The sequence below is a fragment of the Streptomyces sp. NPDC127190 genome (assembly GCF_042672505.1).
Taxonomy (GTDB): domain Bacteria; phylum Actinomycetota; class Actinomycetes; order Streptomycetales; family Streptomycetaceae; genus Streptomyces.
This window is the reverse complement of the sequence record NZ_JBHXVE010000003.1, coordinates 56,090-71,167: the sequence shown is the minus strand read 5'-3', so window position 1 is coordinate 71,167 and position 15,078 is coordinate 56,090. Positions and strand designations below refer to the sequence as shown.

The following is a 15,078-nucleotide window of genomic DNA, read 5'->3' as shown; positions in this document are numbered from 1 at the left end:
CGGCGAAGCGCACGTTTCACGCCGTTTCGTATGGTTCGCCGGACGGGTCGCGGATGCGCGGCTAGCGTGTGCCCGCGCGTTCGCGAGCTCGCGGACGCCGCGTCCGTATGTCACAGGGGGGTTCGTCCATGGAGCAACTGGAGCGCCTGCGCAGATCCCTGGCCCGGCTGACCGTCGCCCTGCTCCTGGGGGCCGGGCTGGTCCTGGCCGGCGCGGGAGGGGCGAACGCGACCGCGAGCGCCGACATTCCGGCCGCCACCGAGGGCGGTGTCTCGGCCACCGTGACCTTCCACGGCGCCGTGGTCCCACAGCCGTACAGGCCGGATCCCACGGCCGCCTTCGGCGACCACAAGTGCCAGCTCATCTACCACGACTACGATCCGACGCCCGGCTGCGGCGGCTTCAAGCTCGACTTCACCCTGCACGACGTGCGCAGCCAGCCCGGTTACACCGCGGGTCTGAGCAGTACCGACTACTGGTTCACCGCCTACGCCGACACCGCCCGCACCTTCGGCTGCCTGCGCCCCGACGGGACCTTCGACCACGCCACCGCCTTCGTGGTGCGCACCGAACACCAGCAGCTGATGCGGGTCTACTACCTCACCGAGGCCAACTGGGTCCTGTCCGCCCTGCGTTCCGACACCACCCGGGACACGGGCCCGTACTTCTTCATGAACTTCCCTGCGGTGCAGGTCGCCTGCCCCGCCGGCATGACACCGACCCAGTACGGGCTGAAGGTCACGAACATCAGCCTGACCATCGCCGACGACAACGTCTTCGGCCACACCACGTGGAGCACGCCCGGGCCCTTCTACGCCTAGCGACCGCGGGCTGTCGGTGAATGCGGCACCTCGGAACCGCCGGCGACGCTACGGTGAGTGGACGTTGCGAAGAGGGAGGCGACGCATGCTCGACGAGGCGGCAAGTGTGATCGCGGCCGGCATCTTGCAGGCGGCCGGAACCGACGCGTGGGCCGTGCTGCGGGCACGGCTCGGCCGGCTGCTGGGCAGGGGAGACGCGCAGCGGGAACAAGCGGAGCTGATGCGCCTCGACCAGACGACATCGGACCTGGAGGACACCGAACTGAGCGACGACGAGAGGGAGTTGCTCCACCAGTCCTGGCAGGTCCGACTGAGAAGGTTCCTGGAAGGTCTTGACGAGCGAGAGCGCGCACAGGTGATCACCGAACTGCGCGCGCTCATGGCACCGTTCGGCGAACCGGACCCGGCCACCGGCGCTCTGGTCCAGGGCAACACCTTCGAGGGTCCTACGGCCTTCCAGATCGGCGCCCACACCCAGCAGACCAACCACTTCGGGTCGGGGGCATGACCGAGAGGAGAGGCGACGAGGGCGGGGTGGCCGGGAACACCTTCCAGGGAAACACGGCCGCGCAGAGCGGCCCCCGGTCCACCCAGTACAACCTGTACCTCGGAGAGCAGCGAGGCGACCGTGGGCGACCGCGGCTCATCGCCGTGCTTCTGGTGGCGGCGCTGGCCGCCGGCGCGCTCACCTGGGGGCTGGTGCAACTCTCCGGGCGCGGTGGGTCGAGCGCGGCGGGCAAGGGCGGGCCGGTTCCTTCCGGTGTGACACCGCCTTCGACCAGCGCCTCGCCGCGCTCGGCGGATGCCCAGCCGTCCCGGACGGCGAGTCAAGGGGATGTTCCCGCGCCCTCTGCGTCGGTGTCCCCGCCGTCCAACGGCATCCAGTGGACGGGCAGTGTCCGCATCTCCGAGTACGGGCCGATGCTGGACAAGAACCCACCCGGGCGCAGCCGGTACGGCTTCGAGGCCGACGTACAGCTGGGGCTGGTCGATCCGCCCCGTCTCAGCAGCGACGACCCCACCCTGGCCCTGTGGTCCGGGCGGGGGATGCCGACGAGGCAGGACTGCTCGGACCTCGTGAACACCAAGGGCGTCACGATGGTCGAGGCAAAGGCGGGGTCGGTGATCTGCCTCACCACGAAGGAAGGCCGTACGGCCGTTCTGACCATCACCTCGATCAGCAACCAATTCAGCACCGGAGTGCTGGCCCAGGCAAGCGTGTGGTCCGAGGCCGGCTCAGGTGCCTGACCAGCTGCAACCCCTCAGCGAGATCGGCCGGTGTTGAGCCGGGCGGCCTGGCGGGTCAGGTGGTCGCGCTCGGCCAGGTTGGGCGCCTTGTGGGCGGCCTCCGCGTACAGCCGTGCCGCCGTCTCCAGGTCGCCGTCGCGCTCGTGCAGGTAGGCCGCGACCGCGGTGTGGCGGGGCAGTGAGGCGTCCAGCCCGGCGAGCGCGGCCAGGCCGGCGCGCGGTCCGTCGGCCTCGCCGACGGCGACCGCCCGGTTGAGCCGGACGACCGGACTGTCGGTCAGCCGTGTCAGCTCGTCGTACCACTCGACGATCTGCACCCAGTCGGTCTCGGCGGCGCGCGGCGCGTCGGCGTGGAGGGCGGCGATGGCGGCCTGGGCCTGGAACTCGCCCAGCCGGTCACGGGCCAGCGCCGCCTGCAAGATCTCCACCCCCTCGGCGATCAACGCGGTGTCCCACCGGCCGCGGTCCTGCTCGGCGAGCGGCACCAGGCTGCCGTCGGGCGCGGTCCGGGCCGCGCGTCGGGCGTGGTGCAGCAGCATGAGGGCGAGCAGCCCCGCCACCTCGGGGTGGTCGACGGCGGCCGCGAGCTGCCGGGTGAGCCGGATGGCCTCGGCGGCGAGGTCGACGTCCCCGGAGTAGCCCTCGTTGAAGACCAGGTAGAGCACCCGCAGCACGGTGGCGACATCGCCGGGCTGGTCGAAGCGCACGCCCGAGACGGTGCGCTTGGCCCGGCTGATGCGTTGCGCCATGGTCGCCTCGGGCACCAGGTAGGCCTGGGCGATCTGGCGGGTGGTGAGCCCGCCGACGGCGCGCAGGGTGAGCGCGACCGCGGACGCCGGTGTCAGCGACGGGTGAGCGCACAGGAAGTAGAGCTGGAGCGTGTCGTCCACCGCGGCTGCCGGCCCGGGCGCCGGCTCCTCCGCGACGCGGTCCTCACGCCGGCGCCGGGCGGCCTCGGCGCGCGTCGCGTCGAGGAACTTGCGCCAGGCCACGGTGACCAGCCAGCCCTTGACATCCCTGATGGGAACTTCCCCGCCCGGCCGCAGCCGGGAGTCCGGGGAAGGGCCGGCCGCCCCGACCCGCAGCGCCTCCACCAGCGCGTCCTGTACGGCGTCCTCGGCCGCCGCGAAGTCGGCTCCGCGGCGGACGAGGACGGTGAGCACGCTCGGCGTGAGGCTCCTGAGCAGCACCTCGTCCATCGGTGACGTCACTCCGTGATGGTGGGCGGCGCGGCGAGGAAGGGGCGCACCTCCAGCCACTCGTGGATCGGCCTGCCGCCGGCCCCCGGCGCGGCCGACAGCTGCCCGGCCAGCTCGACGGCCCGCTCGTAGCTGTCGACGTCGATGATCATCCAGCCGGCGATGAGGTCCTTGGTCTCCGCGAACGGTCCGTCGGTGACCGGCGGGCGCCCCTCACCGTCGTAGCGGACCCACGCCCCCTCCGGGGCGAGCGCCTGACCGTCGACGAACTCGCCGGTCTTCTCCAGCCGGGCCGCGAAGTCGTGCATGTACTGCATGTGGGCCGAGATCTCCTCCGGGCTCCACTGGTCCATGGGCACGTTGTTCACCGGAGCCGGGGCGCCGCGGTAGTGCTTCAGCAGCAGGTACTTCGCCATCGTGGTTCTCCTCGGTGTTCGTGCGACCCATTCTGGCCGCGCTCACCCCTGGGACGGAGCCGGTCACGGGTTCTCGACATCGCCGGAGAAATATTTTTTTCGGCCTCAGCCTGGTGTGCCGCCGGACCGCTCCGCGCGGAGCATGGAGAAGATCACCTGGTCGTGCCACCGGCCGCCGCGCCACTGCGCGGAGCGCAGCACACCCTCCCTGACGAAGCCCGCCTTCTCCAGCGCACGCTGCTCGGCGAGGTTGGCGCAGTCCGTCCACGCTTGCAGCCGCTCGGCCCTGGTGTGGTCGAAGAGGTACTCGGCCAGCAGCCGCTGGGCCCGGGTGCCTATGCCACGGCCGTGCGCGGACGGCACCAGGCCGATCGCCAGGCTCCAGCAGGTGGAGGTGGCGGGCCGCCCCCAGGCCCCGGCGAACCACTCGACCCGGCCCACCGTCCGCCCCGCCTCGGCGACGGACAGCATGCCGCCGTCGGGGCCGAGCAGTCCGGTCTCGGCGAACTGCCGGCGCAGCCCGGCCGGCGAACCGAAGCCGAACCACTGGTACGGGCCGGCCCCCTCCGGCCCGTTGAACTCGCGCTCGAACAGATCGAGATCCTCGGCGGTCACCGGACGCAGCGTGATCTCCTCAGACATGGAACGGCTCCCGGTCCTCTCGTGTTCGGCCTTCGTACGACCGCCTGGGCGACGGCGGTTGACTCTTTCACACAACAAGCCGGGCGAAACCGCGTTGCCACACCGGCCCGCCGCTCGTCATGCTCGCTGCCATGAGCCCTGCACACGACTCCACCGATGCGACCCTCGTCGTACCCGTCGGTGTGCGCGATCTGCTGCCCCGAGACCTGCCCGCGTGTACCTGGTCCGGGTCGGCCACCCATCTGCGCCAGGTGGAGCGGGAGTTGGCGCGAGCCGCTGTCGGCGAGGTGGACTACCTGGCCGTATGCACCGCCGCGGATCTGCCGGTGGCGATCGGCGGTATCGACTACCAGGTCTCCGAGGGGGCCGGGACCCTGTGGCAGCTCGCTGTGCTTCCGGCACTCCAGTCCTGCGGCCTGGGCACGCTGCTGGTCCGAGCGGCCGAACAGCGGATCAGAGACCGCGGCCTGCGCAGGGCCGAACTCGCCGTGGAGGATGACAACCCCCGGGCTCGGGCCCTGTACGAACGCCTCGGCTACGTCGCGTACGGCCACGAGCCGGACGCCTGGGACGAGGAAGGGCCCGACGGGGTGATCCGTCGCCACGAGACGATGTGCGTTCTCCTGCGCAAGGCTCTGTGACCGCCCGGCCGTCGGCACTTCCTTGGGCCGCCAACATGCGCCCCCCTACCGGGAGATGGCGACGGAGTGCCCCTGTTAAAGTGCGCCCGTGTCGATGATCAAGCAATTCCAAGTCACCTTCGACTGCGCGGAACCCGAGCGCCTCGCTGGCTTCTGGTGCGAGGTGCTGGGGTACGTCCCCTCGCCGCCACCGGAGGGGTCTTCCGGGGACCAGGGTTCATGGTTCGCCTGTAGTGATCCCTCGGGTGTCGGCCCGCGCCTGTTCTTCCAGCGCGTTCCCGAAGCCAAGGTCGTCAAGAACCGGGTGCATCTCTGTGTGCGGGTCGGCACCGGGCTCACGGGTGAGGAGCGCCTGGCCGCCCTCGAAGCCGAGTGCGCCCGGCTGCTCCCGCTCGGCGCGGTCCGCGTACGACTGCTGTACGACGGCCACGACTCGTGCATCGTGATGCAGGACATCGAGGGCAACGAGTTCTGCATCGACTGAGCGTCCGTTGAACCGCCTGCTTGGGAGCCTGCATGCAGATCTGCATCGTCACCCGCTGACGAGGTGCCCATGGTCGCCGTACGCGAAGCAGACGCGTTTCGTACGCTGAACGTACGCGATATGTCCGGTTCATGGGGTAGCGTAGGGCGTGGAGGTGCTCCATGTCCGAGTTGTTCGACGCCGTCGACGCGCTCCTCGCGTCCCGTGCCGCACTGCCGCCGCCGGCCGAGCGCAGGCGGCTGCGTCAGGCGCACGGTCTGACGCTGGACGAGGTGGCCGCCGCGCTGAAGGTGCGCCGGGCCACGGTCAGCGGCTGGGAGGCCGGCCGGACCGAGCCCCGTCCGCCGGAGCGGGACGCGTACGCCCGTCTCCTCGACGGCCTCGCCAAGCTCTACCCCGCCCCGGCCGACACCGCCGCGCCGGACGCGGACAAGGACACGGAAGTGCCGGAGATCGCCACGGGCCCCGTGGCCCCGGCGCCGGAGCCCGCTCCCGCCTCCCCCTCCGAACCCGCTGCCCCGTCGACATCGCGCCGCCCCGCCGCGAAGGAGGCGGCCCCGGCCGACACCCGCGCGCGGTTCGAGAACGGCCCGCTCGCCGTCGTCGACGTCGAGGACGGTCAGGTGCTGGCGTACTGCACCGGCGGCCTGGTCCTGGACGTGCCCGCCAAGTCCCTCCCGGCGCTGGTGGAATGGACGCTCACCGAGGGAGGGATCGGGCAGCCGAAGCTGTCCGGTCCGGGCAAGGACGCCGACCCGCTGCTCGTCCTCACCGAGGCCGCCTTGCAGCGCTACGGTCTGCCGGTCACCCTCACGGACGAGGAGCGGCTGGCCGGGCGGATCGCGGAGAATCACAAGGTCGTCAGGCAACTGGCCCGCGCCGACTGGAAACTGACCAAGCGGGGGTTCGGCCCATGGGCGCGGATCTACCGCCCGGCCAGCGGCTCGGAGCGGGCCTGTGTGCAGCTGTGCATCCCGTCCTGGCACGCCCTCGACTCCCGGCACTGGGGCCACGCCGCCCAGCTCCCGCCGGCCGACCTCGCCCGGGTCCTCGGCGTGTACGCGTCCCGCGTGATGACGCCACGCGGATCCACGGCCGTGACCGGTCTGGAGCTGATGACCGCGCTGCACCCGCCGACCCGCGCCTCCGCGCCCGACGCCGACGGCCACCGGCACTCCGAGCACAACCCCGGCTCCCTGGGCAAGGACCCGGTGGACCCGGCGCCCTGCGAGGCCCCGGACGGGCACCCGCTCCTCGCGGACCTGCCGCGCTTCCATGTCCGCGGCCCGGCGGAGAAGCTGTTCGAGGAGGCGTACGACTGGGCGCGGCCGATGACCGATGCCGAGTGCACCCTGCGCCACCTGGTCGGCATCGACGTCAACCTCGCCTTCGGCGCCGGCGCCAACGGCCTGATCGTCGGCCTCGGCGCGCCCACGCACGTCAAGAGCCCGGTGTTCGACCCGAAGCTGCCCGGCTCGTGGCTCGTGGACCTCTCCCATGTCGACCTCTCCCGGGTGAAGGCCGGCAAGGAGTGGGTGCGGCTGGACGGCGAGCTGCTGCCCAGCCCGTTCACGCCGAGGGGCGAGCGCCCCGAGGGCCCGGCCTGGTACGCGACGCCCACCGTGGCGTACGCGGTGGAACTGGGCTACGAGGTGCGCCCGGTCGAGGCGTACGTCCGCCACGAGAACGGCCGCTACCTGGACGGCTGGTACACCCGCCTGCGGGACGCCTACCTCGCCACGATGGCCGACCTCGGCGTGCACCCGGACATGGCACCGGCCGACTTCCTCGCGGCCATGGACGGCTACAGGGAACGCGACCCGGAGCTGGCGATCGTCGTCTCTGCGGTCAAGGCCACGATCAAGGGGGGCATCGGCAAGCTGCGCGAGCGGCCCCGGGGCGAGGGCTGGCGGCCGGGCCGGCCGTGGCGGGCGCTGTCCCGTCCGACGTGGCGGCCGGACATCCGGGCGGCGGTCATCTCCCGCACCCGGATCAACCTGCACCGCAAGATCGTCAAGCACGCGGCGTTCACCGGGCAGTATCCGGTCGCGATCCTGTCCGACTGTGTCGTCTACGCGGCGGGCGGCGAGTCGCCGCTGGACTTCCTGCCGTACCGGGAGGGCAAGCCGCTGCCCGGCGGCTTCAAGCTCGGCGTCAACCCCGGCCTGGTCAAGCATGAAGGCACCCAGAGCGTCCTGTGGGGCGAGGAAGTCCGCGAGCGGTTCAACGCCCCGGAACTCAACCTCGCCCGGTACATCAAGGACGGCACCGTCAGCGACGTCGACACCGGAGAGTAGGAGGGGGCGACGATGAGCCTGTTCGGGGACGGCCTGGACGCCGCGGTGCAGAAGTCGTTCACCCGTCCGGCGCCCAAGAGCGCGGGCGCGCAGATGCGGTACCTCGTCAAGCAGCTGAAGGGCACCAGGGCGGTCGCCCAGATGCTGCGGATCTCCCAGCGCACCGTCGAGCGGTACGTGAAGGACCAGATCAAGAAGCCCCGGCCGGACCTTGCCGCGCGCATGGAGCATGAGGTGACGAAGCGGTGGCAGCCGCAGGTACGGGCCAGGGCGCGGCAGCGGGCGGCGACCACCGGCGGCATCGTCATCGACACCCGGGCCCGGATCGGCTACACCGCGCCGATCGGGTCGACGGACGAGGACCGCGTACGGCACCTGACCGTCGCCCTGCCACCGCAGTACGCCGCCCGCCTCTTCGACGCCCAGCAGGCCGGCGCCGGCGACCAGCAGCTCAGGGAGATCGCGGCAGAAGGGCTCAAGGAGGTCTACTTCCAGGACAACGGCCGCCGCGCCGGCCAGCTGGAGGAGGTCCGCCTCACGGACGTCGAGCACGTGGAGTTCGACCTCTCGTGACCGTTCCCTGCCCGTACGGCGCATGGGGTCGAGGACGGCCCTCCACCGATTCTCAGCTCGTGGTCAATGCGTGGCCGAGAAGGGACAACAGGCGATTCCAGTGAAGCTGCAACGCAGCGGGGTCGAAGGCATCGGTGTCGGACATGGTGAAGCCGTGGACGGTGCCGGGGTAGATCTCGGAGGTGTAGCGGACACCCGCCGCGTCCAGGGCCTGGTCGAGTTCGTCGAGGGCCGTGGGCGCCATGTCGCTCTCGGCGTGGCCGAAGTGGACCTCGGCGGTCAGCCGGGAGAGGCTGTCGGGCCCGTCGGCTCCCACCGGGGCGTGGAATGCGGCGAGGGCGGCTACCTGGCCGGGGTGGGCCGCGGCGGTGCGCGTCGCCAGGAGGCCGCCGATGCAGTAGCCGGTCACCGCGACCGGGCCGGCGCTGACCTCCGGCTGAGCGGTGAGAAACGTGAGATAGGCGTCGGCGTCGCGCAGCACACGTTCTGGGGTGTGCTCCTCGATCAAGGGCATCAACTGGGCGAAGACCGCGGGTCGTTCCTCTTCGCCGATGTACTCGGGGAGTTCGATCACCGGTGCCGGACCGTGCCGGTAGAAGAGGTTGGGGACGAGTACGTAGTACCCGTGCTGGGCCAGTTCGCGGGCCATCTCCCGAAGTACCGGCCGGATGCCGAAGCCATCCGGGTACATCAGCACCCCCGGATGGCGCCCGCCCCCGTCGGGAAGCGCGGCGAACGCGTCGGCCTGGCCGTCCACGGTCGGAATCTGAAGCGTCTTGAGGGGCATGGTTCTCCTGTCGTGGTTCACGTGTCGAGGCTGTGAGCAACACGACGGAGGCGGAGCGCGAGCAGCAGCGCGACATCCTCGGTCCAACAGCGGGCCGGCACCGGCCCGTACGGCGCTCAGCAGAGCACCGGGTCACCAATCCGTGTGTGGCGCAGTGCCGTCCCGGTCGTCATGGCTGCACAACCTAGCCCACCGGTCAACGCCGAGGCCAGTTGTCAGGTGCGGTTCCCTGTCCGGCTCCACGGGGAGCCCGTGGCCGCGGCGGCTCACTGGCCGGTCCCGCTGTGGGCGCGGCGCCAGGCGCCGTCGGCCAGCAGGCGCAGGCCGTTCAGGCCCACGATGACCGTTGAGCCCTCGTGCCCGGCAACACCCAGCGGCAGCGGCAGGGTCCCGGCCAGGTCCCAGACGACCAGGCCGGTGATGAAGACCGCGGCGACGACCAGGTTCTGCACCACCAGTCGCCGCGCGCGACGGGAGAGCGCGACGACGGTGGGGATGGTGGCGAGCTCGTCACGGACCACGACGGCGTCGGCGGTCTCCAGGGCGAGATCGGAGCCGGCCCGGCCCATGGCGATGCCGGTGTGGGCGGCGGCGAGTGCGGGAGCGTCGTTGACGCCGTCACCGACCACCAGCACCTTGCGCCCGGCCTGCTCCAGCTCGTGGACCGCAGTGACCTTGTCCTGCGGGAGCAGTCCCGCCCGGACGTCGGTGACGCCGACCTCGCGGGCGAGGCGGGCGGCGGCGCGCGGGTTGTCGCCGGTGACCAGCACCGGCGCGGTGCCGGTCAGTTCGGTGAGTGCGGCGACGGTGGCGGCGGCCTCCGCCCGCAGCCGGTCGGCGATGCCCAGCACCCCGGCCGGGGTGCCCTCGATCTCGACCAGGACAGCGGTGCGGCCCTCGTCCTCCAGCCGGGCGGCGACCACGGCGGCCGGGTGGCCGACCCGGCCGTTCAGTAGCCGGGCGGGGCTGCCGACCGCGACGGCCTTGCCCTCGACAGTGGCCGTGACTTTGGTGCCGGGGGCGGAGGTGAAGTCCGTTGCCAGGGGAATGTCCAGGCCGCGGGTGCGGGCGGCATCCACGACGGCACGGGCCAGCGGGTGCTCGCTGGGGTACTCGGCCGCCGCCGCGATCCGCAGCAGCCTCTCCTCGCTGAGGCCGGAGGCCACCAGCGGGCGGATGTCGGTCACCCGCGGGGTGCCCTCGGTCAGCGTGCCGGTCTTGTCCAGCGCCACCGCGTCGACCTGGCCGAGCTGCTCCATCACCACAGCGGACTTCACCAGCACACCGTGCCGCCCGGCATTCGCGATCGCGGACAGCAGCGGCGGCATGGTGGCCAGCACCACCGCACACGGCGAGGCCACGATCATGAACGTCATCGCCCGCAGGAGCGTCGGCTGCAACGCCGCACCGAACACCAGCGGCAGCACGAACAGCGCGACGGTCGCGGCCACCATCCCGATCGAATAGCGCTGTTCGACCTTCTCGATGAACAGCTGGGTCGGCGCCTTGGTCCCGGAGGCTTCCTCGACCATGGCCACGATCCGGGCGATCACCGAATCGGACGGGTCGCGCTCGACCTTCACCCGCAGCACGCCGGTGCCGTTGAGCGTGCCGGCGAACACCTCGTCGCCCTCCTGCTTGGCCACGGGCAGGGGCTCGCCGGTAATGGTGGCCTGGTCGACCTCGCCGGCGCCGTCCAGGACCCGGCCGTCGGCGCCGACCCGCTCTCCGGGGCGCACCAGGATCGTGTCGCCCACGGCCAGTTGCCCGGTGGGGACTGTCTCCTCGGTGCCGTCGTCCCGCAGGCGGGTCGCGGTGGCGGGGGCGAGGCCGAGCAGCCCGCGCACCGAGTCGGCGGTGCGGGCGGTGGCGATCGCCTCCAGGGCGCCCGAGGTGGCGAAGATGACGATCAGCAGCGCGCCGTCCAGAACCTGACCGATCGCCGCCGCCCCCAGCGCCGCGACGACCATCAGCAGGTCCACGTCCAGCGTCTTCTCCCTGAGCGCCTGCAAGCCGGCCCAGCCGGGCTCCCAGCCGCCGGTGGCATAGGTGAGGGCGAACAGCGGCCCCCACACCCACGCCGGCGCCCCGAGCAGGTACATCGGGAGCGCGCTCAGGAACAGCACCAGGGCGGCCGCCGCCCAACGGGCCTCGGGCAGCGTGAGGATCCGGGTGCGGCGCCGGGGTGTGACCACGTCCCACCGGGCCGCGTCGCCGGCGGAGGTCGGGTGGGTGAGAGCGGAAGACATCGAAAGACGGGTCCTTAGACAGACGTGAGCGGAGAGTCTGCCTCCACCGTAACAGGAACAGATGAACAAAGATTCATGTGTTCATGGGGGCGGTGTATGATGACCGTATGGGTCATGGAGCCGCCACCCCCGCCGACCGCGTCCCGCGCACCCGCCTCACGGCGGACAACGCCGTGAAGGTGGCCGCCACGCTTCAGGCGCTGGCCACCCCCTCGCGGCTGCTGATCCTCTCCCGCCTGCGCGAGGGGCCGCTCCCCGCGACCGAGCTGGCCGCCGAGGTCGGCATGGAGCAGTCGGCCTGCTCCCACCAACTGCGCCTGCTGCGCAACCTCGACCTGGTGGTCGGCACGCGCAAGGGACGCTCGGTGGTCTACTCGCTGTACGACAACCACGTGTGCGAACTGCTCGACCAGGCCCTGTACCACGTCGAGCACCTCCGGCTCGGCCTGAGCGACACCGCCGCAGCCGTCGCCGAGCCGGAACGGGAAGCTGTGGCCGCCACCGGCACCTGATCACCCTTGGCCGGGGGCCCGAGTCCGATGAACGGCATGTGGCAGATCCTGATCGGGATCGCCGTCGCCCTGCTGGCCTGCTGGCTCGTGCTGTTGGCGGCCCTCGCGCTCGCCAGACCCAAGGGCAGTCTGCTCACCGAGGCGGTGCGACTCCTGCCCGACCTGGTGCGCCTCGTCTCCCGGCTCGCCCGCGACTCCACCCTCCCGCGCCGTGCCCGCTGGCTGCTCTGGGCGCTGGCCGGCTATCTGGCCCTGCCCGTCGACCTCGTCCCCGACTTCATCCCGGTCCTCGGCTACGCGGACGACGCCCTCGCCGTCGCTGTCGTCCTGCGGGCCGTCATCCGGCAGGCGGGCACCGATGCGCTCGCCCGGCACTGGCCCGGCACCCCCGACGGGCTTGCGGTCGTACGTCGGCTCGCGGGTCTCCCGGTTGCCTAGCGAGCGCAAGGAATTCGCCAAGGTTTCTCAAAAACGACCCCCGGATGGCTATTAGGTAAGCCTTACCTGATCTAGGTTCAGGGTGTACTTCCGCTCATCCGACTGGAGTCCCCCTATGTCCAGTTCCCAGGTAACCCTGCTCGGCGCCATCGCAGGGTTCACCATCTACCTCGGCCTGCCGCTCGGCCGGCTGCGCAGCCCGAACCCGCGGCTGCGTGCCGGCCTGAACGCCGTCGCCATCGGCATCCTGGTCTTCCTGGTCTGGGACGTCCTGACGCATGCCTGGGAGCCGGTCGACGAGGCGCTGGGCAGGCACGACTGGGGCACCGTCGCCTCCGGAGGCCTCACCCTGGCCGTGGGCCTCGCGGTCGGACTGATGAGCCTGGTGTACTACGACGGCTGGATCGCCCGCCGCGCGGCCTCCGCGGGGCGGCCCGCCGGCCCCGGTGCCGCCGCCTCGGCCGAACTGGCTCCCCGGGTCCGCAGCCAGGCGAGCTCGCTCGCGCTGATGATCGCCACCGGCATCGGCCTGCACAACTTCGCCGAGGGCCTGGCCATCGGCAACTCCGCCGCGCAGGGGGAACTCTCCCTCGCCCTCCTCCTGATCGTCGGCTTCGGCCTGCACAACGCCACCGAAGGGTTCGGCATCGTCGCCCCGCTGGCCGCCGAGGGCGAGCGCCCGTCGTGGGGCACGCTGGTGCTGCTCGGCCTGATCGGCGGCGGACCGACCTTCCTCGGCACCCTGGTCGGCCAGCACCTGGTCAACGACACGGTGTCGATCGCCTTCCTGGGCCTGGCCGCCGGTTCCATCCTGTACGTGGTCATCGAGCTGCTGGCCGTCGCGCGCAAGGCCGCCCTGAAGACGCTGACCACCTGGTGCATCCTGCTCGGCCTCGTCCTCGGCTTCGCCACCGACGCCGTCGTCACCGCCGCCGGCGCCTGAGGTTCCGCACCGGCCGTGGTCGAAGCCCGGGGGCGGCCCAGGGCGGATATCCGGTGGCCCCGGGGTGATCAGGTCCAGCACAGTGGGGCCATGACGATCTCCGGGGCCCCGTTCCTGCCGGGCATCGCGTTGTCCGAGGCCTTGTACGAGGAAGCGGTGGGACCGGTCCTGCGGGACGCGTTCCCGCGGCTGCGGTACGCGGCTGCGCGGATCGGCAGCGGCTCCGAGGTGCTGGGCTTCGACACACCGCGGTCGGCCGATCACGAGTGGGGTCCGCGACTGGAACTCTTCCTGACGGCCGAGGACCAGGCCCGGCACGGTGCCGCGGTCCGCCGCACCCTCGCTGAAAGGCTGCCGAAGGACATTCGGGGCTGGCCCACCCACTTCGAGGAGAGCGGCGATCCGCTGGATCCGGTCGGCCGAATGCAGCCGACCGACGGCCCGGTGAACCACCGCGTCGGCGTGTATGACCTGGACGGATGGCTGACCGATCGGCTCGGGTCGCGTTCGGCCGGTGCAGAGCCGACCACGCGTGAGTGGCTGGCGATGCCGCAGCAGCGGCTCGCCGAGACCACCGGCGGAGCGGTGTTCCATGACGGGCTGGGTGCTCTCACCGACGTCCGGCGGCGGCTGGCCTGGTACCCGGACCAGGTGTGGCGTTATCTGCTGGCGTGCCAGTGGCAGCGCGTCTCGCAGGAAGAGGCGTTCGTGGGGCGCTGCGCCGAAGTCGGCGACGACATCGGCTCGGCCGTCGTGGCCGCTCGTCTGGTGCGTGATCTCATGCGCCTCTGCCTGTTGCTGGAGCGCCGCTACGCCCCCTACAGCAAGTGGCTCGGCAGTGCCTTCGGCCGGCTGGCGGCGGCGAAGTCGCTCGGGCCGGCGCTGCGCGGGGCGCTGGCCGCGACGGACCACCGGACCCGTGAGGCGCACCTGTGCGATGCCTATGAGATGGCCGCAGCTCTCCAGAACGCATCGGGGCTCAGCGCGCCGGTGGACCCGAAGCGGCGGCCCTACCACTCGCGCCCGTTCCAGGTTCTGCGCGCCGAGCGTTTCGCGCAGGCCCTTGCGGAGACCGTCACGGATCCGGACCTTCGCAGGCTGGGGCTCGTGGGAAGCGTGGACCAGTGGGCAGACAGCACGGATCTGCTCAGCCGGCCCCGAGCCGTTCAGGCCGCAGCGCAGGCTCTCGGATTTGCCTGAGAACACCGGGACCGGGCGTCAGCTGCCGCCCGCCCCCGGCTCGTTCCGTTCGACTCAGGCCCCCACGGTCCCGTCGACACCCTCCCGCAGGAAATCGGCGTGCCCGTTGTGGCGGCCGTACTCCAGGAGCACATGCACCATCACCATCCGCAGCGACACCTCCTCCTCCCACCGCGGCTGATACCCGGCCTGGTCCAGCGACTCGGCCTCCCGCTCGATACGGCGGGAGTTCTCGACCTCGGCCTCCCAGGCACCGAACGCCTCCTCCCTGGTCGACGTGCTCGCGTCGTACGCCGCCTGGAAGTCGATCTTGTCGGACCAGACCATGGGTGCGTCGTGGTCCTCGAACACCCGGCGGAACCAGGCACGTTCCACCTCTGCCATGTGCCGCACCAGACCGAGCAGCGAGAGCGTGGACGGAGGCATGGACTTCTGCCGCAGCTCCTCGTCGGTCAGGCCTTCGCACTTCATGGCGAGGGTCGCGCGGTGGTAGTCGAGGAAGGCCCGCAGCATCTCGCGTTCGCTTCCGAAGGTGGGCGGTCCTATGCGGTTGTCGCCGGTCACTTGGCTGTGCTCCTCTTCCGTGCCTGCATGGAGGGCCAGTATCCACGTCCGTCGACCGTCCCCG

The 15,078-nt window shown here is 71.5% G+C and carries 17 protein-coding genes; 11 read left to right on the top strand and 6 right to left on the bottom strand.

The window, feature by feature from the left end; all coding sequences use genetic code 11:
• Window positions 1-128: 128 nt before the first annotated feature.
• From ACFVIU_RS06080 to ACFVIU_RS06070, 3 genes are all read left to right on the top strand, one after another.
• The gene (locus tag ACFVIU_RS06080; RefSeq protein ID WP_385840928.1) at window positions 129-821 is read left to right on the top strand and encodes a hypothetical protein; all 693 of its coding nucleotides are present in this window, start codon (window positions 129-131) and stop codon (window positions 819-821) included.
• A gap of 85 nt (window positions 822-906) precedes the next feature.
• On the top strand, window positions 907-1,329 hold the full coding sequence (locus ACFVIU_RS06075) for a hypothetical protein (RefSeq protein WP_385840927.1): 423 nt from the start codon (window positions 907-909) through the stop codon (window positions 1,327-1,329).
• Window positions 1,326-2,069, top strand: coding sequence for a hypothetical protein (locus tag ACFVIU_RS06070; RefSeq protein ID WP_385840926.1), 744 nt, complete (start codon window positions 1,326-1,328; stop codon window positions 2,067-2,069). Before ACFVIU_RS06075 ends, ACFVIU_RS06070 begins: the two co-directional genes overlap by 4 nt.
• A gap of 14 nt (window positions 2,070-2,083) precedes the next feature.
• Here the strand turns inward: ACFVIU_RS06070 and ACFVIU_RS06065 are convergent, their stop codons facing one another.
• From ACFVIU_RS06065 to ACFVIU_RS06055, 3 genes are all read right to left on the bottom strand, one after another.
• On the bottom strand, window positions 2,084-3,268 hold the full coding sequence (locus ACFVIU_RS06065) for an RNA polymerase sigma factor (RefSeq protein WP_385841340.1): 1,185 nt from the start codon (window positions 3,266-3,268) through the stop codon (window positions 2,084-2,086).
• Window positions 3,269-3,276: 8 nt separating this feature from the next.
• Window positions 3,277-3,684 carry a YciI family protein gene (locus ACFVIU_RS06060; protein ID WP_385840925.1) on the bottom strand — a complete coding sequence of 136 codons (408 nt, stop codon included), beginning with the start codon at window positions 3,682-3,684 and terminating at the stop codon, window positions 3,277-3,279.
• A gap of 105 nt (window positions 3,685-3,789) precedes the next feature.
• Window positions 3,790-4,326 carry a GNAT family N-acetyltransferase gene (locus tag ACFVIU_RS06055; RefSeq protein ID WP_385840923.1) on the bottom strand — a complete coding sequence of 179 codons (537 nt, stop codon included), beginning with the start codon at window positions 4,324-4,326 and terminating at the stop codon, window positions 3,790-3,792.
• Window positions 4,327-4,457: 131 nt separating this feature from the next.
• On the opposite strand from ACFVIU_RS06055, the gene ACFVIU_RS06050 reads away from it, so the two are divergent.
• The 4 genes from ACFVIU_RS06050 to tpg all read left to right on the top strand — a co-directional run bounded on the left by ACFVIU_RS06050 (window position 4,458) and on the right by tpg (window position 8,321).
• Window positions 4,458-4,967, top strand: coding sequence for a GNAT family N-acetyltransferase (locus ACFVIU_RS06050; RefSeq protein ID WP_385840922.1), 510 nt, complete (start codon window positions 4,458-4,460; stop codon window positions 4,965-4,967).
• An 88-nt stretch (window positions 4,968-5,055) separates the two neighbouring features.
• A complete protein-coding gene (locus ACFVIU_RS06045; protein WP_385840921.1) occupies window positions 5,056-5,451 on the top strand; it encodes a VOC family protein in 396 nt (131 codons plus the stop codon).
• A gap of 161 nt (window positions 5,452-5,612) precedes the next feature.
• Window positions 5,613-7,748 (top strand): telomere-associated protein Tap, encoded by a 2,136-nt coding sequence (gene tap / locus ACFVIU_RS06040; RefSeq protein ID WP_385840920.1) that lies wholly within the window; start codon window positions 5,613-5,615, stop codon window positions 7,746-7,748.
• A gap of 12 nt (window positions 7,749-7,760) precedes the next feature.
• Complete coding sequence (gene tpg, locus ACFVIU_RS06035) at window positions 7,761-8,321, top strand: telomere-protecting terminal protein Tpg (RefSeq protein ID WP_385840919.1); 561 nt, start codon at window positions 7,761-7,763, stop codon at window positions 8,319-8,321.
• A 52-nt stretch (window positions 8,322-8,373) separates the two neighbouring features.
• Here the strand turns inward: tpg and ACFVIU_RS06030 are convergent, their stop codons facing one another.
• Together ACFVIU_RS06030 and ACFVIU_RS06025 are read right to left on the bottom strand one after the other, a co-directional pair.
• Window positions 8,374-9,108 (bottom strand): dienelactone hydrolase family protein, encoded by a 735-nt coding sequence (locus tag ACFVIU_RS06030; RefSeq protein WP_385840918.1) that lies wholly within the window; start codon window positions 9,106-9,108, stop codon window positions 8,374-8,376.
• Between the two features lie 266 nt (window positions 9,109-9,374).
• Entirely contained in the window at window positions 9,375-11,357 is a 1,983-nt protein-coding gene (locus ACFVIU_RS06025; protein WP_385840917.1) for a heavy metal translocating P-type ATPase, read from the bottom strand.
• A 107-nt stretch (window positions 11,358-11,464) separates the two neighbouring features.
• Here ACFVIU_RS06025 and ACFVIU_RS06020 point away from each other — a divergent pair, with 107 nt between their 5' ends.
• The 4 genes from ACFVIU_RS06020 to ACFVIU_RS06005 all read left to right on the top strand — a co-directional run bounded on the left by ACFVIU_RS06020 (window position 11,465) and on the right by ACFVIU_RS06005 (window position 14,450).
• A complete protein-coding gene (locus tag ACFVIU_RS06020; RefSeq protein ID WP_385840915.1) occupies window positions 11,465-11,869 on the top strand; it encodes an ArsR/SmtB family transcription factor in 405 nt (134 codons plus the stop codon).
• A 36-nt stretch (window positions 11,870-11,905) separates the two neighbouring features.
• On the top strand, window positions 11,906-12,307 hold the full coding sequence (locus ACFVIU_RS06015) for a YkvA family protein (RefSeq protein ID WP_385840914.1): 402 nt from the start codon (window positions 11,906-11,908) through the stop codon (window positions 12,305-12,307).
• Window positions 12,308-12,422: 115 nt separating this feature from the next.
• Window positions 12,423-13,250 (top strand): ZIP family metal transporter, encoded by an 828-nt coding sequence (locus ACFVIU_RS06010; protein ID WP_385840913.1) that lies wholly within the window; start codon window positions 12,423-12,425, stop codon window positions 13,248-13,250.
• 90 nt (window positions 13,251-13,340) lie between these two features.
• On the top strand, window positions 13,341-14,450 hold the full coding sequence (locus ACFVIU_RS06005) for a DUF4037 domain-containing protein (RefSeq protein WP_385840912.1): 1,110 nt from the start codon (window positions 13,341-13,343) through the stop codon (window positions 14,448-14,450).
• Window positions 14,451-14,504: 54 nt separating this feature from the next.
• Here ACFVIU_RS06005 and ACFVIU_RS06000 read toward each other — a convergent pair whose 3' ends face one another.
• The gene (locus tag ACFVIU_RS06000; RefSeq protein WP_385840911.1) at window positions 14,505-15,014 is read right to left on the bottom strand and encodes a DinB family protein; all 510 of its coding nucleotides are present in this window, start codon (window positions 15,012-15,014) and stop codon (window positions 14,505-14,507) included.
• Between the last annotated feature and the right edge of the window lie 64 nt (window positions 15,015-15,078).